18 protein-coding genes are annotated in these 20,231 nt (G+C 57.3%); 7 read left to right on the top strand and 11 right to left on the bottom strand.

Annotated features, from left to right (window positions below; genetic code table 11):
- Positions 1 to 56: 56 nt before the first annotated feature.
- The 6 genes from M0D64_RS28455 to M0D64_RS28430 form a co-directional block, all read right to left on the bottom strand.
- A complete protein-coding gene (locus M0D64_RS28455) occupies positions 57 to 1,283 on the bottom strand; it encodes a glycosyltransferase family 4 protein (RefSeq protein WP_266260187.1) in 1,227 nt (408 codons plus the stop codon).
- Positions 1,284 to 1,354: 71 nt separating this feature from the next.
- Positions 1,355 to 2,641 carry a glycosyltransferase gene (locus M0D64_RS28450; RefSeq protein ID WP_266260186.1) on the bottom strand — a complete coding sequence of 429 codons (1,287 nt, stop codon included), beginning with the start codon at positions 2,639 to 2,641 and terminating at the stop codon, positions 1,355 to 1,357.
- Between the two features lie 41 nt (positions 2,642 to 2,682).
- The gene (locus M0D64_RS28445; protein ID WP_266260185.1) at positions 2,683 to 3,861 is read right to left on the bottom strand and encodes a polysaccharide biosynthesis/export family protein; all 1,179 of its coding nucleotides are present in this window, start codon (positions 3,859 to 3,861) and stop codon (positions 2,683 to 2,685) included.
- Positions 3,862 to 4,198: 337 nt separating this feature from the next.
- The gene (locus M0D64_RS28440) at positions 4,199 to 4,954 is read right to left on the bottom strand and encodes a carboxypeptidase regulatory-like domain-containing protein (RefSeq protein WP_266260184.1); all 756 of its coding nucleotides are present in this window, start codon (positions 4,952 to 4,954) and stop codon (positions 4,199 to 4,201) included.
- A 19-nt stretch (positions 4,955 to 4,973) separates the two neighbouring features.
- Positions 4,974 to 7,352 carry a YjbH domain-containing protein gene (locus M0D64_RS28435; protein ID WP_266260183.1) on the bottom strand — a complete coding sequence of 793 codons (2,379 nt, stop codon included), beginning with the start codon at positions 7,350 to 7,352 and terminating at the stop codon, positions 4,974 to 4,976.
- 23 nt (positions 7,353 to 7,375) lie between these two features.
- Positions 7,376 to 8,755: an undecaprenyl-phosphate glucose phosphotransferase gene (locus M0D64_RS28430; protein ID WP_266260243.1), complete on the bottom strand. Its 1,380-nt coding sequence runs from the start codon at positions 8,753 to 8,755 to the stop codon at positions 7,376 to 7,378.
- A gap of 953 nt (positions 8,756 to 9,708) precedes the next feature.
- On the opposite strand from M0D64_RS28430, the gene M0D64_RS28425 reads away from it, so the two are divergent.
- The 3 genes from M0D64_RS28425 (at position 9,709) to M0D64_RS28415 (ending at position 11,534) form a co-directional block, all read left to right on the top strand.
- Positions 9,709 to 9,864, top strand: a complete 156-nt coding sequence (locus tag M0D64_RS28425; protein ID WP_154562399.1) for a DUF3309 family protein — start codon at positions 9,709 to 9,711, stop codon at positions 9,862 to 9,864.
- Between the two features lie 425 nt (positions 9,865 to 10,289).
- Positions 10,290 to 10,661 carry a hypothetical protein gene (locus M0D64_RS28420; protein WP_154562397.1) on the top strand — a complete coding sequence of 124 codons (372 nt, stop codon included), beginning with the start codon at positions 10,290 to 10,292 and terminating at the stop codon, positions 10,659 to 10,661.
- A gap of 399 nt (positions 10,662 to 11,060) precedes the next feature.
- Positions 11,061 to 11,534 (top strand): Lrp/AsnC family transcriptional regulator, encoded by a 474-nt coding sequence (locus M0D64_RS28415; protein ID WP_154562395.1) that lies wholly within the window; start codon positions 11,061 to 11,063, stop codon positions 11,532 to 11,534.
- Positions 11,535 to 11,652: 118 nt separating this feature from the next.
- Here the strand turns inward: M0D64_RS28415 and M0D64_RS28410 are convergent, their stop codons facing one another.
- From M0D64_RS28410 to M0D64_RS28400, 3 genes are all read right to left on the bottom strand, one after another.
- Positions 11,653 to 11,811, bottom strand: a complete 159-nt coding sequence (locus tag M0D64_RS28410) for a hypothetical protein (RefSeq protein WP_179839489.1) — start codon at positions 11,809 to 11,811, stop codon at positions 11,653 to 11,655.
- Between the two features lie 68 nt (positions 11,812 to 11,879).
- Positions 11,880 to 12,794, bottom strand: a complete 915-nt coding sequence (locus M0D64_RS28405; protein ID WP_266260181.1) for a phosphorylase — start codon at positions 12,792 to 12,794, stop codon at positions 11,880 to 11,882.
- A 62-nt stretch (positions 12,795 to 12,856) separates the two neighbouring features.
- Positions 12,857 to 13,342, bottom strand: a complete 486-nt coding sequence (locus M0D64_RS28400) for an adenosine-specific kinase (protein WP_154562391.1) — start codon at positions 13,340 to 13,342, stop codon at positions 12,857 to 12,859.
- A gap of 291 nt (positions 13,343 to 13,633) precedes the next feature.
- Here M0D64_RS28400 and M0D64_RS28395 point away from each other — a divergent pair, with 291 nt between their 5' ends.
- The 3 genes from M0D64_RS28395 to M0D64_RS28385 are packed head-to-tail and all read left to right on the top strand — an operon-like array spanning position 13,634 to position 16,855.
- On the top strand, positions 13,634 to 13,798 hold the full coding sequence (locus M0D64_RS28395; protein WP_154562389.1) for a zinc ribbon domain-containing protein: 165 nt from the start codon (positions 13,634 to 13,636) through the stop codon (positions 13,796 to 13,798).
- 31 nt (positions 13,799 to 13,829) lie between these two features.
- The gene (locus M0D64_RS28390) at positions 13,830 to 15,098 is read left to right on the top strand and encodes an MFS transporter (protein ID WP_266260242.1); all 1,269 of its coding nucleotides are present in this window, start codon (positions 13,830 to 13,832) and stop codon (positions 15,096 to 15,098) included.
- Entirely contained in the window at positions 15,095 to 16,855 is a 1,761-nt protein-coding gene (locus M0D64_RS28385; protein WP_266260180.1) for a winged helix-turn-helix domain-containing protein, read from the top strand. The genes M0D64_RS28390 and M0D64_RS28385 overlap by 4 nt, the downstream gene beginning before the upstream one ends.
- Before the next feature lie 146 nt (positions 16,856 to 17,001).
- On the opposite strand, the gene M0D64_RS28380 is transcribed toward M0D64_RS28385, so the two are convergent.
- Complete coding sequence (locus M0D64_RS28380; protein WP_266239106.1) at positions 17,002 to 17,253, bottom strand: hypothetical protein; 252 nt, start codon at positions 17,251 to 17,253, stop codon at positions 17,002 to 17,004.
- 340 nt (positions 17,254 to 17,593) lie between these two features.
- Here M0D64_RS28380 and otsA point away from each other — a divergent pair, with 340 nt between their 5' ends.
- Complete coding sequence (gene otsA / locus M0D64_RS28375; RefSeq protein ID WP_266260179.1) at positions 17,594 to 19,021, top strand: alpha,alpha-trehalose-phosphate synthase (UDP-forming); 1,428 nt, start codon at positions 17,594 to 17,596, stop codon at positions 19,019 to 19,021.
- Positions 19,022 to 19,067: 46 nt separating this feature from the next.
- On the opposite strand, the gene M0D64_RS28370 is transcribed toward otsA, so the two are convergent.
- Positions 19,068 to 20,213, bottom strand: coding sequence for an alpha-hydroxy acid oxidase (locus M0D64_RS28370; RefSeq protein ID WP_168435780.1), 1,146 nt, complete (start codon positions 20,211 to 20,213; stop codon positions 19,068 to 19,070).
- Between the last annotated feature and the right edge of the window lie 18 nt (positions 20,214 to 20,231).

Raw genomic sequence — 20,231 nt, 5'->3', positions numbered from 1 at the left:
CTGCAGTATTTAATTTAATTAAGACGACTCAGGAAAACATCTTCAGTAAATTATATTTATGGCGTGACCAAAGATCCCGGACTATGAAGTCGCCGCCTTCGGCCAATGACCTCGTCATAAATCTTTAGGTACGAACCTGTGGCAACATTCAGATCAAACTGCTTGGAGTATTCTGACGAATTTTTGCTAAGATCCTGCCAATTTCCTAGGGCCTTAAAGGCCTTCCATATTGCAGACACCGCGCTATCAATGGATTCTGGATCAAAAATATATCCAGTCTCCCCATCCCGAACGATTTCACCAATGCCACCGCGATCACTCGCTACCACCGGAACTCCATAAGCGTAAGCTTCAATGATTACACGGGAGAACGGCTCATTCCAAAGCGAAGGCACGACAAGATAGTCAACTTCCTGAAAGATTGTTTCCGGCTTGACATATCCCATAAAATCAATATTTACATTAGAAGCAATCGATCTCATTTTTTTTGCCGTTGCGCTATCAATTCCCCCCCCAACCAATAGCCGCACGGGGATCGTCAGTTTCTTAAGTGCTAACAGCAAAAATTCTAGCCCTTTCTCCGGTGATATCCTCCCGAGGAAACCCAACCTGATTCCTCCAGAGCTTTTCTTCCGCTGGAATTCGAATTTTCTCGATAAGTCAATACCGTTGTATACGTGATCACATATTTCGGGTAGCTCAGACATTGATTCAGCATGTAACTGCACGATTTTCTTGCTGACTCCAATTAGTGCATTTACATTATGAATGTTCGCACATTTTCTCCGCGCGAATGGCTTACACGATTTACATACCGTGGAGCACCTACTCCCGTTCTTAAACATCGTTGAACGTGGGCAGAGCAAATAATAATCTCGGACCGTGTGAACAACGGGTATATTGTATTTTTTTGCAGCGTTCCAGATCGAAGTTGAAAACCCCAGAAGATTATTCGTATGTACGACATCTGGACGCCTGCAACCAATCAAGAAATCAAACAACAGTTCTGTTTTTCTATTGTATGAATCGAGGAAATGCCAATATGGCTTTGTAATTTTCCCGTACCATGGCTGGTTGAACGGATAGTACAAATTCGGAGTTCGAACGAACGTACGATGCACGCCGTTTAACGTTGATTCTTCGTTCAGTCCGTTTGCACTTAATGACACGACGAGTACCTCGTGCCCTCGAACGGATAGCGATTCAGCTAGATGCTGCACTGACTTCTCCGCCCCACCTATCAAGTTCGGCGCGTAGAGAGTGTTGGCCAAGAGTATTTTCATTTTTCGTTCGGCTTCCAGCGAGGATTTCGAGGGCAGTCTATTTGGATCACATCGGACGTGGTTTCGTACTGTTATGCAAAATCGTCGACATATCCTCTCCGGGAATCGGCCAGCCCTCTAATCAGATCGCAATACTGATCCATCAGTCGTCCAGGCTCGTGGAATTTGGCAACGTAGTTTCGCGCATTTTTAGCCAAGCTTTCAGTTATCGCCTTGTCATTTACTAGCATTTGCGCGTAGTCCGCCAGCTCCCCTGGGGTGTCTCCAATCATAATCTCGTTTTTGTTCGAAACAGATAATCCTTCAACACCATTGGAGTTCGTCACAATTGGCATACCCAATGCCATGATGTCGAGTATTTTAGTTTTCACACCAGTTCCACCTGTCATTGGCATCATTGCAAATTGGCAGGAGTTAGCAATTTCAATGTAGTCGGAGACGAATCCATGAAGATTTACACTATTTCCTAACGCCACTATTTGTTCTACCCGATCATCAAAAGTCCCAACTGCATGCAGGATTGGTGTATTTCCCTTGGCGCGTAGGAGCGGAAAAATTTCATCGACAATATATTCAACAGCGGCCAGGTTTTGCGCAGTCTTAAGATTTCCGATAAAAAAGCAATTCATTTCTCCGGCGTTAGGTTGGGTACCCCGCCAACATACAGCCGGAATCGTGGTAGCCTGAGGATTAGCGAATATTTCCGTCTTGCCGGAGCTTGCGCGGAGTTTCGCTGCCTCCCATTCCGAAGTCAGAAGAGCCGCGTCAAATCGGACGGTCGCCTCTTGTTCTCGCCGCCCCATGTTTTTCGCCTCTTTTTTGAGCAGAATTACCCTTAAATAGGGTTCGACAAGCGAAAGTATCGCTGGGATTTTTTCAGAAAAGGTCCCAAAAATGGCATGGCGTTTTTTTCCAGCTAGGGATTTTCGATATCTTTCAGACAGGAGATCATCAAGGTCGATTACTTTGGGAATTTTTAGATCTTCACAAAACTGTCCCGTGCGCAGCATGTCCGCGATTACGACGTCAATCCTGCGATTCGCTATTGCACGCAGTCCGAAGTCGCTCTCCCTTGAGTAGAACAGATTTTCTTGAAGAGAATACCCCCCCCTCGTCATGATATTCCATACGATTGAAAGCAATTTCGGAAGATAAAATACGGTGACCGATTTACATCGAATATTTGCGTACGGAGTTACATCCAAAGATTCTCCATATTTGCAAAAGACGACCAAATGGAGATCGAAATCCCGTGCAAGAAATTCAATACTCTGGGCCACCAGTTTTTCACGCCCACCCACGGTCGGGTAAGGCGATCGCGAAGCCAGATATAAAACACTAATTTTCGCGCCATCCATAATTCCCCCGGCCGACTTGATTTAGATCTAGAAAATATTATCTATTTAGTTACGATTGCCGCTGTCAACCCAGCATTCAAGGCGGGCAACAAAAGTGTCAGCACGCGATTGAACCTCACAAGACCATTACCGTCGACATACACAATGTCCTTCGGTTGCAGTTCAAACTGATTTGCAAGAAGCATTGAAACCGGCGAATGGGCGTCTAAGTGAAAGACTTGCGAACTCGTACCCGTAAGCCCGCGAATTACATAGAGCTGCGCGGCGTCGGCGCTGCTGGTATTGAAACTGCCTGCTTGTGAGATGGCGTCACTGAGAGTCAGGCGACCATCCCTCATCGGTAGCGCGGTCGCCGGTTTGTTCACCTCGCCCATTACGAACACGCCGTTCTCGTCACGAGAAACTACACGGAGCAAATCTCCGCTTTGCAGAATGATGTTTGAAGGACTCTGTCCACTGTCCAGCATCTGCGGGAGGTTTAGGGGATACGATCGCCCATTTCGTACCAAAACCAAGCGACTCTGATCCGCGGTTGGACTGAAACCACCAGCGCGATTGATCGCCTCATACAATGTCATGGGAATATCGTTGAGCGTAAGCGATCCGGGCGTATGTACTTCCCCGTCCACATATACTTGCTTGGCCCGATAGGACGCGATCCGTACCGTAACTTGCGGATCTACGAACACCTTCACTAAAGCTCTTTTCAGATCACGCTGAACTTGCTCAATCCGCTCGCCTTCGACGTGAAGCGCACCTATAAAGGGAAACTGCAAATTGCCACTCTCGTCGACGACAAATCCCGCTATCGGATCAGACGCTCGTGTGGGAGCTTGTGATTGGGGTGGTTGCGCAGCCGCGAATTCAGGGTGATCCCAAACGGTTATCTGCAATACGTCTCCGACGCCAAGCGTATACGCGCTTGGCTGAGCTGTCAGTTTTTGCGTCTGTTCGTTAGCGGTCTTTTGTGCTGCGTCGCGCAGTTGAGCAATCAATGAGAGATTGATGTCCGTTATAGGAACGGGCAGTTCTGTTGCGGGTGAGTTTTTGTCTGCCTCTGTGACAGGCAATGTCGCAGATTTCGTCATGCGCATGCCAGGTGCGACCGCACATGCAGCTGCTGTCGCACACAAAACAACGAGAGAAAACAGACGCGCACCGCGGCAGACTACGATCCATATGGTCGAAGTTGCGAACCAACCTTCTCGAAAATGTCTCATCTTTCACACCCCTCGTGTTTCAAAAACTCATCCTTTGAGGACGGTTGTTATCGTTCTGAATTTCCTCAAACTTCCGCTCGGCTTTTCAATTCCGTGGCTGACTTCGCAAGCACGAGCTTCAACACCACTGAACTCGAAATCCTCGATTCCCGTACCGACTAGCGGCCTTCGCTTTACGTCACGGTCGGGAAGCCAATTTGGAGTTCCAGCAACAACCCATGAAATGGCGGGATCAGCCTCGGAAAATCAAACGAGGCGTCCCGTCTTTGGGATCCGGACAAGCAGCTAATCCGGATCGATCTCGACATATTTCTTCAGCAATATCGAAGAACTCGGTTCACTTCGTCGTAGTCCCCGTCCCCCCACTCCCACCCGTCCCACCTGTCGTCCCACCCGTCCCACCCGTCGACCCACCACTCCCACTGCCAATCGGCGCCGCCGCCCCAGCCGCCTGCGCGGCCGAAGCCAACGAAGCTGCCGGTTGCCCATTACTCGTAATCGCCCCAGCCGCCAGCAACGTATCGAGATCCGCATCAGCACCCGGAGCGCCCGGCGTAAACGAAACCGTCAAGAACGAAGAAGAAGAAAGCGTGATTCCGTACGTGTCTTTAATGAGCTTCACAACCGCCGCCTCAGCATTCGCAATCACCGTGCTATTCGACAGCGCGCTCTGATACGACGGGTTAGAAGTAATCCCCGCGAGCAACCCACTAACCGTCGTGCCCAACTGCCCCGCGAGGTAGTCCAACAACAACTCCGTCAACGGCGTCACGTTGTACGTACCCGCACCAGCCGCAAACGAATGAATCGTGATCGCGCCGCCGGTTGCCGTAATCGTGCAAGGACCGTCAAACCCGAACGTCGCCGTATAAGCGCCGTTGGAATTAGCCGTAGCGCTACCCGAACCGTTCTTGCAAGTCAGGGTGATGCTCGCGTTAGCCAGCGCCACGCCGACAGCGGCTGTACCACCCACCGTCCCGACCGGCGAGCCGCCGCTATTGGTTCCACCACCGCATGCAACCAGCGCACTGGTCGCAAGCACTATCGATCCGAACTGCAGCGTGCGCAGCGTGGCGCCGTTTAGAAGCTTCATCGCCTATCTCCAAAGAAAGTCATTCACAATTGACCGGCACCAGCGCCCGTCCGTCGCTTACACCCTGCAAACCGTTTCCGCAGACGCCATGTGAAAGCGCAGCGCCCGTCGATACAGCGGGCACACTCACTTGCGGCTTCGGCTTCGTTCCGTCACTACCAGGCCGTCCGTAACGCAGATACGCATCACGCATCCGGTAGAGCTGGGTCGAGAAGTACTCGCCGCTAAAGCGGCCCTGATTCAGCAAGAACTGCTGCGTGCTGTACGGGAAGGTCATGTTCTCCGCTCCATTGGCCGACAGATAATTCGTCGATCCCACCCGCGTGCGGAAATCAAGCCCGAACTCTTCGGAGCCATACACCTGACTGATCCCCGGCTTCATGCCCTGACGCAACGTCAGCGGGAAGCTGATTGCGGCGCCCACAAACGTGCCCTGCCCGCTATGTTCGCCATGCACGCTCACCGAAACGTCGTCGAACCAGCGCGTCAGTGTCGCAACCGGCCCCTTGTCTCCACCCACAAAGCGCGCCACGCCCGCTTCGATCCACAACTTCCAGGACGGCTGCACCCACCGGTAAGTCAGCTCGGCATTCTTCACACCCGGCAATTCGTCATGGCCCGGCTCATGGTGCAAATAGGCAAGCCGCAAGCGAATCAGGTCGGGACGGCCCGGCACGAACACCGTTGTTTCGTTTTGCACACCCACGTACGAGTAATCGAACTTGCCGACCGACGCCACGTTGAACACTTGCGGAATGATCCAGAAGCTTTGTGCCAATGCGACCGCATTCAGACCGCCGCGCAGGCGGTAATTGCTGAACACACGGCCTTCGTCCATGTTCTTCGTGTTGTAGATCGGCGCGATATAACTCGCGTACAACTCCGCGCCGCGCCACAACGGCACGAACCCTTCAATGTTGGCGCCGAGCGAAATGTCGAAGTTGCCGTACTCGGTGCCGTACAGGTAACTGACGATCGGTTCGATCTGAATCCGCGTCAGCCCATGCGTGTGCTCGTTGCCATGCCATGCGATCGAATCCGCGTCGTAAGTTGGACGCGCGCGCATCGTCATTGACGCGCTTGCGGCCGTCGGCGCGCCGCCCGCAACGAACTGCGCAAACGCATCGCGATCGACAATGACTTCGCCTAACGGCTCATTGGCCTTCTTGATCACCACATGAATCTTGTCCGTGCCGTGCGGTGCATTCACGCTCGCCACGCCAAGCACAATGCCGAGCGCGTCCGCTTCGTTCTGGTTGTATCGGTGGTTCTCGTACTCAACCACCAGATCGCGACCGCTCATCCCGACACGCACACGCTCGAGGCCGGCGGCAAAGAGTTGCGCGGCGATTTCGTCGAGCGCGGAGGTGTCCAGCGCTTCCGGAATGGCGGGAGACTGCGCATCCGACGATTTGGCCGCCGTCACATCACTCAGCATCACAGACGCATACGACTGCAGCGGTGGCACATACGTAATCGGTGCCGCAGCCAGCGCATTGTTGTTGACTGTGGCGGCACGCATATCCACCGGTTGCAGGCTGGCGAGACGGATGGGGCCGTCATCGTCGGCGTCCGCAGTCTGCGCGACCGGCACCTGCGGGCCCTCGCACAAACCGTCTGCACACCGCGCACTGCTAAAGCGTTTGCCCAGCGGAATCTGAATGCCCACCGAGAACGACGTGCGCGGCGACACACCGTCCGTCGAGCGGATCGAACGCATGAACGTGCCGATCACGTTCGCATCGGCGAGCCAGCTAATTCGCGGAGACTGATAACGCACGCCGGCGTAAGGTGTCTTCGAATCGTCTTCTGCGAGCAGCGACAAACCCGTGTTCCACAGCGAGACCTGCGCGCCGCCGAACAAACCATCGAGGCGATCGCCCTGGCCATAGCCAGCGGTCAACGTCACCGGTCCAAATGCTTGCGACACCACGCCGTACTTCGAACGGAAGAAATGCGTCTGGCCGCCAACGTCACTAATGCCGAACGCAATGCTCGGTTGATACTTGAAGAACTTCGGTACTTCGATCTTGACGTCGCCCATCAGGTGACGAAACAGGAAGTGGTCGGCGCCGCTGAATGGCGCGTGGACATCAGCCGGGTAATTGGCGAGTCCGCCGGAGAACTCCACATAAGGCAGCAACCCCACCGCGCCCCAATACATTTGCGCGCCCGTCGCTTTCTTCCCGTAGCGCGGATCGATGTAGTTGTTGTACTGCGCCTCCACTGTCCCTTCGGGCAGTGCAAACGCATACGGAATCACCAAACCGCCCGCCTGCCCGAGTGCATTGAGCGCAGGGTCGGCCGCGTGCGCCGAAGCGGAAAACGCTAAGGCTGCAGCAAGCGTCAACGCGCTCGGCGCCGATCGGGGTTGTTGTCCGCGTAATTTCATGGCCATGTGTTTTTTATTGTGTGCAGGTGTCAGTACGCGTTGCTATGAACCAGACCCTTCGCTATCGTCGCCGCGACAATCCGCATGTCGAGCCCGAACGACCAATTGCGCAGGTAGTACAGATCGTGTTCGACGCGTCCTTGCATCTTCTCGATCTGGTCTGTCTCTCCTCTGAATCCGTTGATCTGTGCCCATCCTGTGATCCCCGGCTTTATCCGGTACCGATGGATGTAGCCGTTCACCACTTTCTGATAAAGCTCGTCGTGTTCAATCGCATGAGGCCGCGGCCCCACTACCGACATATCGCCGCGCAGTACATTGAAGAACTGCGGCAACTCATCCAGGCTAGTACGTCTGAGAAACGCACCCACTCGCGTAATACGCGGGTCCCCTCGTGTGGCCTGTTTCACCACGCCCGTTTCTACGGCGTGAGGACGCATCGAGCGAAACTTATAGATCTTGAAGATGCGTCCATCCGCACCCTTGCGCTTCTGCGTGAAAAACACCGGTCCACGCGAAGACAGCTTGACGGCAATCGCAATCGCGATCAGCACCGGGGCAAGCGCAACCAGCGCGCAAGCGGCGAACGCGCGATCGAAAATCTCTTTCTTCACTAAGGCGCGAGCCGGCACCGGCGACGCAACCAGGTTGATCGCAGGCATGCCGATCAGATCGATCATGCCGCTATCGAACAGCGCAACGCTGCGCATATCAGGTACAAAGCGCACGTTCACGAGGTCGTCGCGAAACTCAGCCACAAAGCGCGACAGCGTGCGTTCCTCGGAAAGCGGTAACGCAAGCCACAACTCCTGCACATCGTTAGATCTCACGTAGGCGGCGAACTTGGTGATGTCGTCGTACACCGGCACACCTGAACCTATCGTCCCCATCACCGGCCGCACATCAAAGGCCGCCACTGCACGAAATCCACTAGTCGTCGAGCCCTCGATATTGCGCACGACCTGGTGGCAATGCGACCCACATCCCACAACCGCAACCCGGCGGAGATTCATCCCTGCGTGCCGGACGCGTGCGAGCACGGCGCGCACAGCCAGACGCGACCCAATCAGCGCACCGCCCGTCATTGCCATCCAATAGGCAAACCAGAGGCGCGAGATGAAATCCGTACGATGCAGCGAGAACATCAGCGCGAGACCACAGCCTTGAACCACGAACCACGCTAGCGATACCTGACCGGCCATGCGCAGCATTGCCCGTCCACGCCATGAGCCGTACACGCCGAATGCGGGGAACAGAACCAACGTAAACGCCGCAGCAAACGCAACGAAGGCGGTATCGATACGGCTTTGCATGAGATCTTCAAATCGCACTTGCGAAGCGGCCACCGCCCCGGCGACGACGAGCATCACGTCGAGCAAGCGCGCGATCAGGCTTTGCAACCCCGGTATCGTTCTTCTTTGCTGCGCAAAATTCGCCGTATCCATTTTTATCCCCCACGCTGGTCTCTCGCGCCAAACGTTCTTGTCGAGCTGCTCAACTTGTGTTCGCTTCAACAGCTCATGTCGCTCCTACTTCCACCACCACGCGCTTCGCAACAACACCACCCCGGCACGCGAAGAAGCGCGCAATGCAAAACAACCTGGATGTCACTCATCCAGCGCGAAACCAAGCGACTGGACGTTCCTGAACAACGATGGGGGATTGACTACCAGCCATTCGCACCCGTCCAACCTGGGTACTCAGGCAAAACGCCGCCACGATGAATCCGAACAAAAGATCACACCGCTTGTGCGTTGAGGAAACCGACCTGATAACCCCCGACCAGGCCAGTCGTTGATTCGAACTTCACCAACACTTACTGCTTGTCTTGTCAGTCTTGTGCACCGCACACCCTATAAAGCAGCAAGCATGCCAATCTTTAAATTTCTTTCACAATTGGTCCGGGCACATCGGGCAAGCGCTTGTTAGATATAAGTTTTCGTCCGAGCCCGTCGTTCGGAAAACAAGTGAAAAAAGACGCGGAATCGTGTGCGGTAACGCGCCCGTTACGTAACACCGCCCGTAACGGTCTCGATCGATTGGGGGACGTCAGTGGGAAGTTGCGAAGCGCGGTAAATGTCTGAGGAAAGGAGAGCAGAGAGGGGTTCTTGTGCAGCGCGAGCAGCGCTCCAGATGTAAGTCGAATCGCCTCGACGATCGATTCATCAGAGCACCACGCGTCGATACGGTCGCGAGCAGTCACCGATCGTTTTAAACAATTCGCGTCAAGACTTCTACTTTGGGCACATGGTTTGCTCAACCCCAAGGCATCGATACTGCCTTTTCGCAAGCTCGCCTAAACCGCGTGCTCCATGGCTGTCGTGACAGGCGGGTCCTGTGAACCTAAGCGGAGGTTATTAATATGTTGGGAACCATTCTTCTGATTGTGCTGATCCTTATCCTCATCGGTGCGTTTCCGACGTGGCCGCATAGCCGTTCATGGGGTTACGCACCGACCGGTGGTATTGGCATCGTGTTGATCATTGTGATCGTGTTGCTCGTCGCCGGCGTGATATAGCCGAATTGAAGTAGTCAGGTCAGCAGTAAAACTGAACGGGCACGCCGGATGCTGAGTCACCATCGTATTCAACCGTTGATACGAAAGGAGATCACATCATGCCTTACCTACTTGGCTGGCTTCTCGGCGTCCCGTTGATCGTACTGGTCATCCTGTACCTCATTTTCCACTAATCCTTTGCAACATAAGCAGTTCACCTGAAGATCAATCCGCGCGGCCCTGCCTGTCCCGGCGGCCGCGCGCCTCCCGAGACGTTCGCACCCTGCGTGTCACCCTCCTCCCGTCAGCGCAAAAATCACGCGTCGACATACCTGCCTTTTCACTTGCGCTGTATAAAACGGTGCGTAAAACTAGGCCTATTAGCCCGCGCAAAATGCCATATCTGCATACGCACGCACACGCTGCGTACGAGCAAGGAGGGACCGATGGCAAACAACGAATACACGCTGTCACACCAGGACGTGGTGAAGGCAGTGATCATTCATCAGAACATTCATGAGGGCTTCTGGACGCTGAACATCAATTTCAACGTCGCTGCCACTCATGGTCCGCTCGTGCCGGACCCCTGCCTCGCCGTAACGATCAAGGGCATCGGTATCATGCGGGCCTCGCCTGCCGATCCACTTGCCGTCGACGCCACCCTCGTCAATCCGACGGCGCCTGAACCGGTTGTGAGCGCTGTGCATATAGCGGCCGCCGTCAATGGCGCGCACGAAGGCGGCATGCAGTTCTGTCGCGACGTGTATCGCAATGTCGCCGTACAAAGTGCGACCAGAGCGCCGACCAAGACAAGCTGAAGAGCGGGAGAAGTTGTTGATTTGCCGGCGTTGCGCGTCGCCGCCGCGGCACTCGAAGATCGTTCAAGGAACGCGTACGGACGGTTGGTGCCGGCAAGCATTCGGCTAAGAAAATGCACCATGCCCGGCGAGCGCGTCTTCCGGCGCGGGTAACACCGGAATCCGCCCGCGTGCTGCTTTTCCTGTGAAGGCAGCGAGACACCGGATGGCAGCTTGTGGCCGCGCAAGACCGCAGGCCCGAGGCCGGCGGCCCGGACGGTTGTCCCGGGCATGAATGCACCCTGAAAATATACCCGGACGCAGGCTGGATAGGCTTCCTAAAGCGATACGCCCGCCCGCCTGACGCAGGACGATCTTCCTTTAGAATGGCATTTATCCGAATAAATTTCCGAGAATGCCATGACCACCCGAAATCGCCCACTGGACAACCAGGATCGGAAGATCATGCGCGAGTTGCAGAAGAACGCGCGCCTGAGCAACGCCGAACTCGCCGAACTGGTCGGCATGTCGACCACGGCGTGCTGGAATCGCACGCGTCAGTTGGAGACGGAGGGGTACATCCGCGGCTACGTCGCGTTGCTCGATCAGCAGAAACTGGGCTTCGCCGACGTGGTGCTGCTCGAAGTCACGCTCGACCGTCACGACGACGACGCCCTTGCCCGCTTCGGCGCCGAACTGGCAACGTTGACTGAGGTGCTGGAGGCGTATCTGGTGTCAGGCGATTACGACTACCTGGTCAAAGTGGCAGTCGACGGGACGGCCGGCTACGAGCGGTTTCTGCGCGAGAAGCTCTATAAGATCGCGGGCATTCGCCATAGCCGCTCGATGTTTGCCCTCCGCTGCATGAAGAGCATTCCGTCGATTGCGATCTAGTTCGGTTTGCGGAAGAAACAGCATAGAAGCGCCGCGCAGTCCGCTGTGGACCGCCACGCGATCGCTGCCTCCACAGCATTCGCGCGGCCCGGCGTGTTCAGACATCACGTTGCGCCATTCAGTGCTTATGGTGCAGCCAGTCCTTGATCGGATGCGCGTGCAGCCAGCGGGCGACCGGTCGGTCGTTGTGTTCCCGCCTGTAACGTATCGCGGTAAATATCACGATGCATAGCACCACCGCGATTCCCACTACAAAACTGGTCATCGACTCGGTCATGGCAACCTCCTTTGAGGTCAGAACCATGCCTGTATTTTAGGTGACCAGAGAAATAGCGACTGCCGTTCTCATTCGTCTGCGGAGACCGCGACTCGTCGCAGCACGGTCATCGGACCGAGCCTCTTGATGACTTCCATCTGGGCTGCGTCTCGCACGAAGAGCGATCCCGCGAACCCCAGCGCATTCACCGAAATTCCCTCGACACGTTCCGAAGACCTTGGCACGAGCAGCATCCATCGAGGAGCGACAAGCAGGTTGTACGGTGCCGACGGGTGCAGCTCGCCATTCACCTCGATCGCTCGCAGGCCAACCGCTTCGAGCAACGCGTGGTAGCAATCGAACGCGGCGTGTGCGGCGTGCCTTGAGGCGGCAGGCGCCTGCTCCAGATGGGCGAACGCGTGCCTGAAATCCAGACCGAGTACCTTGCCAATCGGACCGTCCATGCACGCGGATGCAAGAACGGACTCAATAGGGAGCGGCGGGCCTGATTCTCCAAGCGGCAGCGGCACGATCTGCAGATGCTTGTGGAGTTGACTCGCGCCGGCCTCCACGCCGCCGTTATAGAAACCCAGACCATCGAACTCAGCCATGCACTCGACCAATGCAGCAAAGTCCGTCAGATCGAGCAGCGTGTCCTGCGACTTGAAGCTGCGGGTGACGATCAGGAGATGATGGTCGATGACGTTGAACTTGTTGAGCAAGGCGACGTGAGTGTCCGAGATATCGGCCACAAAGAGGTCCGGGTCATAAGGCAGGAACGGATTGAACACACTGCGCGCCCTGGCGTTGGGCTTAGGCGCTTGTCGGGCTTCCTCCTTGCGAGTGAGGCTTGAGACCTCGCGGACCAGGAAGCGTACGCCACCTTCTTCGATCAGCGTCTGGGTTGTCTCGATCGGTCGCAGCGCACCACGACGCAGCGCATGCTCAGTCTGGCGCAGGATGGCCGGCCACAGGGTGCCGGACTGGAGATGTAGGTGCTCCATGGATCACGTCAACCGGCGTGCATCTCGCAAACGCGCACGCCGCGGAATAAGCGTAACCACACCTACGCTTTGTAACCAATCGCGCGCAACAGGTCCTTGCGCCATTGAACGTCCTCCTCGTTTTCCACGCCGAGCGGCGGGAACCCGTCGACCACACCCAGGATACCGCGCCCCTGATCTGTCTCGGCAACCAGAATCTGCGTGGGATTCGCCGTCGCACAGAAGATCCGGCATACCTCCGGCACAGCCTTTATCGCGTTCAGCACATTGACCGGGAAAAAGCCATCGCCCAAAAAGATCAGGAAGCTATGGCCTGCCGCGATGGTCATGGCATTGCGGCACGCCAACTCGATCAGTTCGGCGTCGGTGCCGGACCGGCGCACGAGGCGCTTGCCCGATGCTTCACAAAAGGCCAAACCAAACTTGATGCCCGGAACGGTACCCACCAGCGCCTCGTGCAGATCCTCGACAGACTTGATGAAGTGGCTTTGCCCCAGGATGAAGTTCGTCGCCTCGGGTTTGTCGATTGTTACCGTAAGCATTTGCATATCGGACCTCGCTCTGTGGCGTCAGGAACACCGGGGGAAGGTTGCTTTTGTCAGCGAATGTCAGCTCGTCAAGTTTCGCCAGACAGCGGATGCCTTCCACAATCAAGCCTAGTACGAACCAGCCGCCAGCGGAAGCGCGGGTCGCGGGTGGCGTCGTAGACCGGCGCGCACTGGCTGCGATGAGGCGTATGTCTGCGCATTTGCTGCACTAGAATTAATTTTCAGACTACCGGAAAGCGCCGGCGAGCCGTAGCTGGCCAGCGCAGGTGGAATTCGTGTTGGAGAAGCGCAATGCCGACGTACCAATATCGTTGCGAGAAATGTGGCGAGTTGTTCGAACACGCTGAACATCTCGCGGAACATGAGATCGCCCATCCGGTTTGCCCGAAATGCGGAAGCGAGGCGTGTCAGCACGTACCGACACCATTTGTCGCCAAGACGTCGAGAAAGAGCTGAGATCTGCTCCTTGAGCCCCCGCCAACGCTGGATGATTTTCGTCGCAAGCACAGGCGGCGCGCTCGAGGTATTCGATTTCGCCGTCTATGGTTTTTTCGCACAAAGCATTGGCCGCGAATTCTTCCCGGCACGAATGGGCGTGCCCGCAGAGACACTGTCGTTCGCGGTCCTGGCGGCCGGTTCCATGTCGAGGCTCGTGGGCGGCATCTTTCTCGGCCGGCTGGGCGACAAGTACGGCCGGCGCATTGTTTTCGCCTCGTCGGCGATGGTCGCTGCAGTGTCGACCTTGCTCATCGCAATACTTCCTTCATACGAATCACTGGGCGTTGCCGCGCCAATGCTCCTGGTTCTGCTACGAATCACACAGGGTTTGTGCCTGGGCGGTGAATTGCCGGGAGCAGTTATCTATGCCGTTGAAACAGCGCACGCGAAACCCGGGATCTTATGCGGCATGGTGTTTCTCGCTGTCAATATTGCGCTGATGCTTGCCATCAGCATCAATCTCGGCGTGCAGATGATTTTTACTTCAGATCAGGTCCGCGCATTCGGATGGCGGATCGGCTTTCTGGTTGGCGGTCTTCTAGGTCTGCTGAGTTTCGTTGTGCGGCGCACGTTGGCGGAAACCGATGAATATGCGCGGAGAGTGAGCGCCCGGCACCGGGAGCCGCTTGCTGTTCTGTTCCGCAAGCATGCCGCGTCCGTGCTGACGGGCGTCGCTGCGGCGTCACTGGTGGGGGCGTCCAGTGGTCTCTTCGTGGCGCACATGCCAGCCTATCTTCAGACGCTGCACTATGACCCGCGGAAGATTGCGAGCGCCCAGACCCTGTATGTAACCGCCATCTCGGGCTGCATCCTAGTCACAGCGTACTTAGGCGATCTGCTGTCGCGACGTTACGTCTTCATGTCGGGGGCCGTACTGTCAGCGCTGTTCGCCCCTTTCTTTTACGTTGCGGTGACGCGTCATCAGGCCAGCTTACCCCTGCTGTTTCTGATGGCCGGTGTCGTCGCCTCGTTTGCAAATGGAACCTACGCGTGTGCGATTGCGGAGATGTTTCCCGTCGACGTGCGATTCAGCGGCCTCGCCACCACCATGAATGTCGGTCTGGCCGCGCCGATGGCAATAGCGCCGCTCGCCGCAAGCATTCTTGCATCCACAACGAACTGGGCATTTTCACCCGCGCTTGTCATGGTGCTTTGCGCGACATTCGCATTCGTTGCCTCGTTCCGAATGAAGCGTCACCGCCAGGAGGCCATAGGCGTCAAAATGGGCAATGAGTCGCTGTTGCAGGAGCGCAAATGAATCCTCAGGAGTTCGTCAGGATTGGCGACACCGAACTCGATATCCAGCGCTACGAATTGCGTCGGGCTGGACAGCAGATCCCTCTCGAACGCCTGCCGATGGAGTTGCTGATCCTGATGGCGTCCCGCGACGGACAACTCGTGACGCGCGCAGACATCGTCAGGGCGCTATGGGGAGGTAACGCTTTTCGCGAAACGGACAACAGCATTAATACAGCAATTAGAAAAATCCGGATTGCGCTAGACGAAAATCCCGATCACCCATTGCATCTGACAACAGTCAAGGGGAAGGGGTATCGCCTGAACGGCACGCGGACGTTGTCCGAAGAGCCTTTGCATATTCCCGCGGAAGCGGTCCGCGTGCTGGTGCTGCCCTTCGAAAACAAGACCGGCGATTCAAGCGAAGACAGTCTCTGCGACGCGCTCGCGGACGAGACCTCCGCCAACATCGGGGTGCTCAATCCCGAGCAGATTCTCGTCATTGCCAGGACAACGGCCGCCCGCTACCGGCGGGTAAATAAGAGCATCGCGGAAATCGCGCACGAGCTGTCAGTCGACTATGTGCTCGAAGGTTCGCTGACACGGGACGGAGGAAGGGTTCGCATCCTGGCGCACCTGATCCGCTGCGTCGATCAGGTGCAGATCTGGAGCCGTGCGCATGAACCAATGACACGGGGCGCACTGGATATCCAGAAAGAGGTCGGCACCGCCCTCGCTCAGGAAGTCTCGCCGGCGCTCGCGCAACAGCAGCAACACATGCTCGCAAGGCGTCTGCCGGTCGATCCGGTGGCGCACGACGCCTACCTGCGTGGCCGATATTACTGGACCCGGCGCGTTCATTTCGATGCGGGGTTCGCCGCACATCATGCGTTAAACGACGAGGACTTCATTCGCGCGCGGAACTACTTCGAAAGTGCTGTTGATCGGGACCCGACCTACGCGCTCGGCTACGTCGGCTTGTCGAATATCTTCGGCTCGACCGCCACGCATGGGTTCTACGCGCCGTCGCAGGGTTACCCCAAAGCGCGCGAATCGGCACTTCGCGCTCTGGAACTCGACGCAAATCTTCCGGAGGCTCACCAGGCGCTTGCCGGTGTGCACTACTTCTACGACTGGGACTGGCTCCGTGCGGAAGCCGAGTTTCTGAAGGCATTGCGGCTCAACCCGAGCCATGCGGAAACCAGCCGCCTGTACGGACGGCTTCTACTGGTGCTCGGGCGAGAAGCGGAGGGAAGAGCGCAGTTCGAGCTCGCCGAAAGTGTGGACCCACTGGGGTTCGAAGGTTCGCGCGTGTTCGGTCTTATACAGTCGGGCAGATACGAGGAGGTCATCCGCGAATATCTCGACACCGGGCACGGGAATAGATCGCCGTTGATCTACCAGTTGCTGGCTACTGCATTCGAAGTCCAGGGGCGGCACGAAGAGGCGATCGAAGCGACCGTCGATGCGTTGACACGGTGCAGCGAGTTCGCCCGGGCGGCGTCCATTCGGGCGATCTGGGACTCTGGTGGCTATCAGAAGGTTCTGCAGTGGTATCTGCAGGATTTACAGGCAAGGAGCCGAAAGCGCTATACATCGCCGCTCCTGTTTGCGGAATTGTACGCACGCCTCGCACAACCGGACGAGATGTTTCACTGGCTCGAGGCCGCGGTTGCCGAACGCTCGCCGCGATTGTGTGAACTGCGCACTAACCCATGGTTCCAGCACTATCGGTCGACCGGACGGTTCCGGAAAGTCGAAAAGCATGTTGGTTACTGATCGGGCGGTCGTGGCAAAGCCCGGAAGAAGCCTATGCATGCGGCTTGTCGACTTGGTACCGTTGGGCCTCCACTTGCACCGTCATACGTTGCGCGTATTACGCCCTTCGACGTGAAGGCCGGCGGGCGGCGCACGGCGCCGGTTCTTCATTGGCCGTGGTAGAGGTCGCCCCACAGGCGGCTTTGTTCTCCGCTTTGCCGTGAACGAATAAGGTCCTGGTAAACCTGTTGTCGCGTGAGCTTCGCTGCGGATCCTGATTCGCCTGCCGACGAGCTGGTTGTGCCGCCGACGTCCTGAGCGGCAGGTGGTGTTGCAGACTGCACCGGGTTGTCTTGCGCCCACGCTTGTCCAAAAAAGAGGGCGACGGCGCACGTCGCCACGAGTCGAAGTGTTTTCATGTTGACTGACTCCAGCAAGGTAATGCGGACACGGTCAACAGACGAACAAACGGTTGGCCGCAATGGCGTTTCGAACGACTTCGCACGCGGCGTCTCGTTCGTAGCGCTTGCCTCATGTTGCGGTCGGACTACCGAAATCACTATCGAGGCAATCTGAAGAAATCGTTAACTTGCACGGGCCCGCACACACGCGAGGCGGTAGGAGCGAAGCGTACGGGCGAAGCGCAGTCGCAAGCATGTGCTGACGACATAGTAAACTGCGTCAATCAGGAAGTGATCCTTGTCCGGCACGGCTGGCCGCGCCGGATATCGCATGTGAACGCAACAGCACAAGGACCTCATGAGTCGTCTCGTCGTCGTTTCAAATCGCACTGCCGACCCTCGCAAGCCTGCAGCCGGCGGACTCGCCGTAGCTGTACGAGAAAGCCTGCAACAAACTGGCGGGCTCTGGTTCGGCTGGAGCGGCAAGATCCGGGAAGCCGCGGATGGCGCGCAATCCAGCCACGGGGAAGTTCATGTCCAAACGGCCGGCAACGTCACGCTTGCGACGCTTGATCTGAGCCGCGAGGATCACGACACGTATTACCTGGGCTACTCCAACGATGTCCTGTGGCCGGTATTCCACTACCGGCTGGACCTGGCCAATTTCGACACGCGATTCGCAGCGGGCTATCGCAGGGTCAACCAGTTATTCGCGCAAAAACTGCTGCCGCTCCTGAAACCGGACGACCTCATCTGGGTTCACGATTACCAACTGATCCCGCTCGCGGCCGAATTGCGCGCCATGGGATGCACCAACCGCATTGGCTTCTTCCTGCATATTCCGATGCCGCCGCCGCTGATCATGGCAGCGATTCCGGAACACGAATGGCTGATGCGCTCGCTCTTTGCATACGATCTGGTGGGCTTCCAGAGCGAAGCCGACCTGACGCATTTTTCTCACTACGTCGAATCGGAAGCGCACGCGCAACGCTTGAGTCCGGATCGCCTTCGGGCATTCAATCGAACGCTGCGGGTCGGCGCCTATCCCATCGGCATCGACGTCGACGATTTCAAGCGTCTTGCCGACTCGAAGGAAGGCCGCGACATGTTCGTCCGGATGCGTGACGAGTATTCGCGGCGGCGTTTGCTGGTAGGCGTCGACCGGCTGGACTATTCGAAGGGGCTGCCGCAACGCGTCCATGCTTTCCGCGAGCTGCTGACCTACTACCCGGAAAACCGCGATAGCGCGACGCTGATCCAGATCGCTTCCCCGAGCCGCGAGGACGTCGGTGCCTACGACGATCTGCGGCGTCAGATGGATAGCCTGTGCGGCGCGATCAACGGCGACTTTGGTGAACTGGACTGGATGCCGGTACGCTACATTCATCGGAACGTGGCCCGTAAGCGCCTGCCGGGTCTTTTTCGCGCGAGTCGCGTGGCGCTCGTCACGCCCTTGCGGGACGGCATGAATCTGGTCGCAAAGGAATTCGTCGCGGCGCAGGACGCTGCCGACCCGGGCATGCTGGTGCTTTCGCGTTTTGCCGGGGCCGCCGAGCAATTGAAGGAAGCGCTGCTGGTCAATCCCTACGATACGCAAGGCACGGCGCAGGCCATTCAGCGGGCGCTAACCATGTCGCTTGACGAGCGGATCAACCGGCACGAAGCGCTTCTTAACCGCATCCGCAAGTTCGATGTGCACTGGTGGAGTTCGACGTTTCTGCAAGCGTTGGAAGACTGCGAGCCGAATGAAGTGGCGGCGAACGGCTTAGGCCGAACATCTGGCTGAACACCGGCGACTGCCAGACGCCAGATGTCGCGCCTGGCGGCCGCCTTCAACGCCTGTCGGGCAGCAGGATCCGCTCGTCCACCTGACGGATATCCGTGTGCCCGCAAAAGGCCATGGTGATGTCCAGTTCCTTCTGGATGATCTGCAGGCACCGGGTAACACCCTCCTCTCCCATTGCACCCAGCCCATAGAGGAAGCTGCGGCCGATCAGCGTGCCTTTCGCGCCGAGCGCAACGGCCTTCAGCACGTCCTGTCCGCTGCGGATGCCGCCATCCATCCACACTTCGATACGCGAGCCGACCTCGCGTGCGATCTCGGGGAGCGCCGAGATCGAAGAAGGCGCACCGTCGAGTTGACGGCCGCCGTGGTTGGAGACGATCAACGCGTCAGCACCGCTGTCGGCGGCAAGGCGCGCATCTTCGACATCCATGATGCCTTTCAGAATGAGTTTGCCGCCCCACATCTTCTTGACCCACTCGACATCTGCCCAGCTCAGCGCCGGATCGAACTGCTCGGCGGTCCACGAACTCAGGGACGACAGATCGCCCACGCCCTTCGCATGACCGACGATGTTGCCGAAGGTGCGCCGCCGGGTGCCGAGCATGCCGAGGCACCAGCGCGGTTTGGTCGCGAGGTTGATGAGGTTCGCAGGGGTCAATTTGGGCGGCGCCGACAACCCGTTCTTGATGTCCTTGTGGCGTTGGCCGAGGATCTGCAGGTCCAGTGTCAGCATCAAGGCGCTGCACCGTGCCGCGCGAGCGCGCTCGATCAGCCGCATGATGAAATCGCGGTCGCGCATCATGTAAAGCTGGAACCAGAATGGTTGGGTGGTCTGGGCGGCCACGTCCTCGATCGAGCAGATGCTCATCGTGGACAAGGTGAACGGGACGCCGAACTTCTCCGCCGCGCGCGCCGCCAGGATTTCGCCGTCGGCATGCTGCATGCCGGTCAACCCCGTCGGCGCGAGCGCCACGGGCATGGCGGCCGCCTGACCGATCATTTCCGTGCGCGTGCTGCGGCCCGCCATGTTGACCGCCACGCGCTGGCGCAACTTCAGGCGTTGGAAGTCGCTTTCATTGGCACGGTAGGTACTTTCGGTCCACGAGCCACTGTCGGCGTAGTCGTAGAACATGCGCGGCACACGCCGCTCGGCAAGCACGCGTAAATCTTCGATGCAGGTGATGACAGGCACGGTTTCTCTCAGCGCAGG

This window comes from Paraburkholderia sp. WS6 (assembly GCF_030464835.1).
Classification (GTDB): Bacteria; Pseudomonadota; Gammaproteobacteria; order Burkholderiales; family Burkholderiaceae; genus Paraburkholderia; species Paraburkholderia madseniana.
Note: the sequence above shows the minus strand (reverse complement) of the source record. Positions and strands in the feature narration are given on the sequence as shown.

Bases quoted from the DNA above. Each gene is read 5' to 3' on its own strand.
- M0D64_RS28415 (WP_154562395.1), top strand. From the start codon at position 11,061: ATGACCACCCGAAATCGCCCACTGGACAACCAGGATCGGAAGATCATG.
- M0D64_RS28405 (WP_266260181.1), bottom strand. From the start codon at position 12,794: ATGGAGCACCTACATCTCCAGTCCGGCACCCTGTGGCCGGCCATCCTG.
- M0D64_RS28440 (WP_266260184.1), bottom strand. From the start codon at position 4,954: ATGAAGCTTCTAAACGGCGCCACGCTGCGCACGCTGCAGTTCGGATCG.
- M0D64_RS28385 (WP_266260180.1), top strand. From the start codon at position 15,095: ATGAATCCTCAGGAGTTCGTCAGGATTGGCGACACCGAACTCGATATC.
- otsA (WP_266260179.1), top strand. From the start codon at position 17,594: ATGAGTCGTCTCGTCGTCGTTTCAAATCGCACTGCCGACCCTCGCAAG.
- M0D64_RS28395 (WP_154562389.1), top strand. From the start codon at position 13,634: ATGCCGACGTACCAATATCGTTGCGAGAAATGTGGCGAGTTGTTCGAA.
- M0D64_RS28435 (WP_266260183.1), bottom strand. From the start codon at position 7,352: ATGGCCATGAAATTACGCGGACAACAACCCCGATCGGCGCCGAGCGCG.
- M0D64_RS28400 (WP_154562391.1), bottom strand. From the start codon at position 13,342: ATGCAAATGCTTACGGTAACAATCGACAAACCCGAGGCGACGAACTTC.
- M0D64_RS28410 (WP_179839489.1), bottom strand. From the start codon at position 11,811: ATGACCGAGTCGATGACCAGTTTTGTAGTGGGAATCGCGGTGGTGCTA.
- M0D64_RS28420 (WP_154562397.1), top strand. From the start codon at position 10,290: ATGGCAAACAACGAATACACGCTGTCACACCAGGACGTGGTGAAGGCA.
- M0D64_RS28450 (WP_266260186.1), bottom strand. From the start codon at position 2,641: ATGGATGGCGCGAAAATTAGTGTTTTATATCTGGCTTCGCGATCGCCT.
- M0D64_RS28455 (WP_266260187.1), bottom strand. From the start codon at position 1,283: ATGAAAATACTCTTGGCCAACACTCTCTACGCGCCGAACTTGATAGGT.
- M0D64_RS28390 (WP_266260242.1), top strand. From the start codon at position 13,830: ATGATTTTCGTCGCAAGCACAGGCGGCGCGCTCGAGGTATTCGATTTC.
- M0D64_RS28445 (WP_266260185.1), bottom strand. From the start codon at position 3,861: ATGAGACATTTTCGAGAAGGTTGGTTCGCAACTTCGACCATATGGATC.
- M0D64_RS28380 (WP_266239106.1), bottom strand. From the start codon at position 17,253: ATGAAAACACTTCGACTCGTGGCGACGTGCGCCGTCGCCCTCTTTTTT.
- M0D64_RS28425 (WP_154562399.1), top strand. From the start codon at position 9,709: ATGTTGGGAACCATTCTTCTGATTGTGCTGATCCTTATCCTCATCGGT.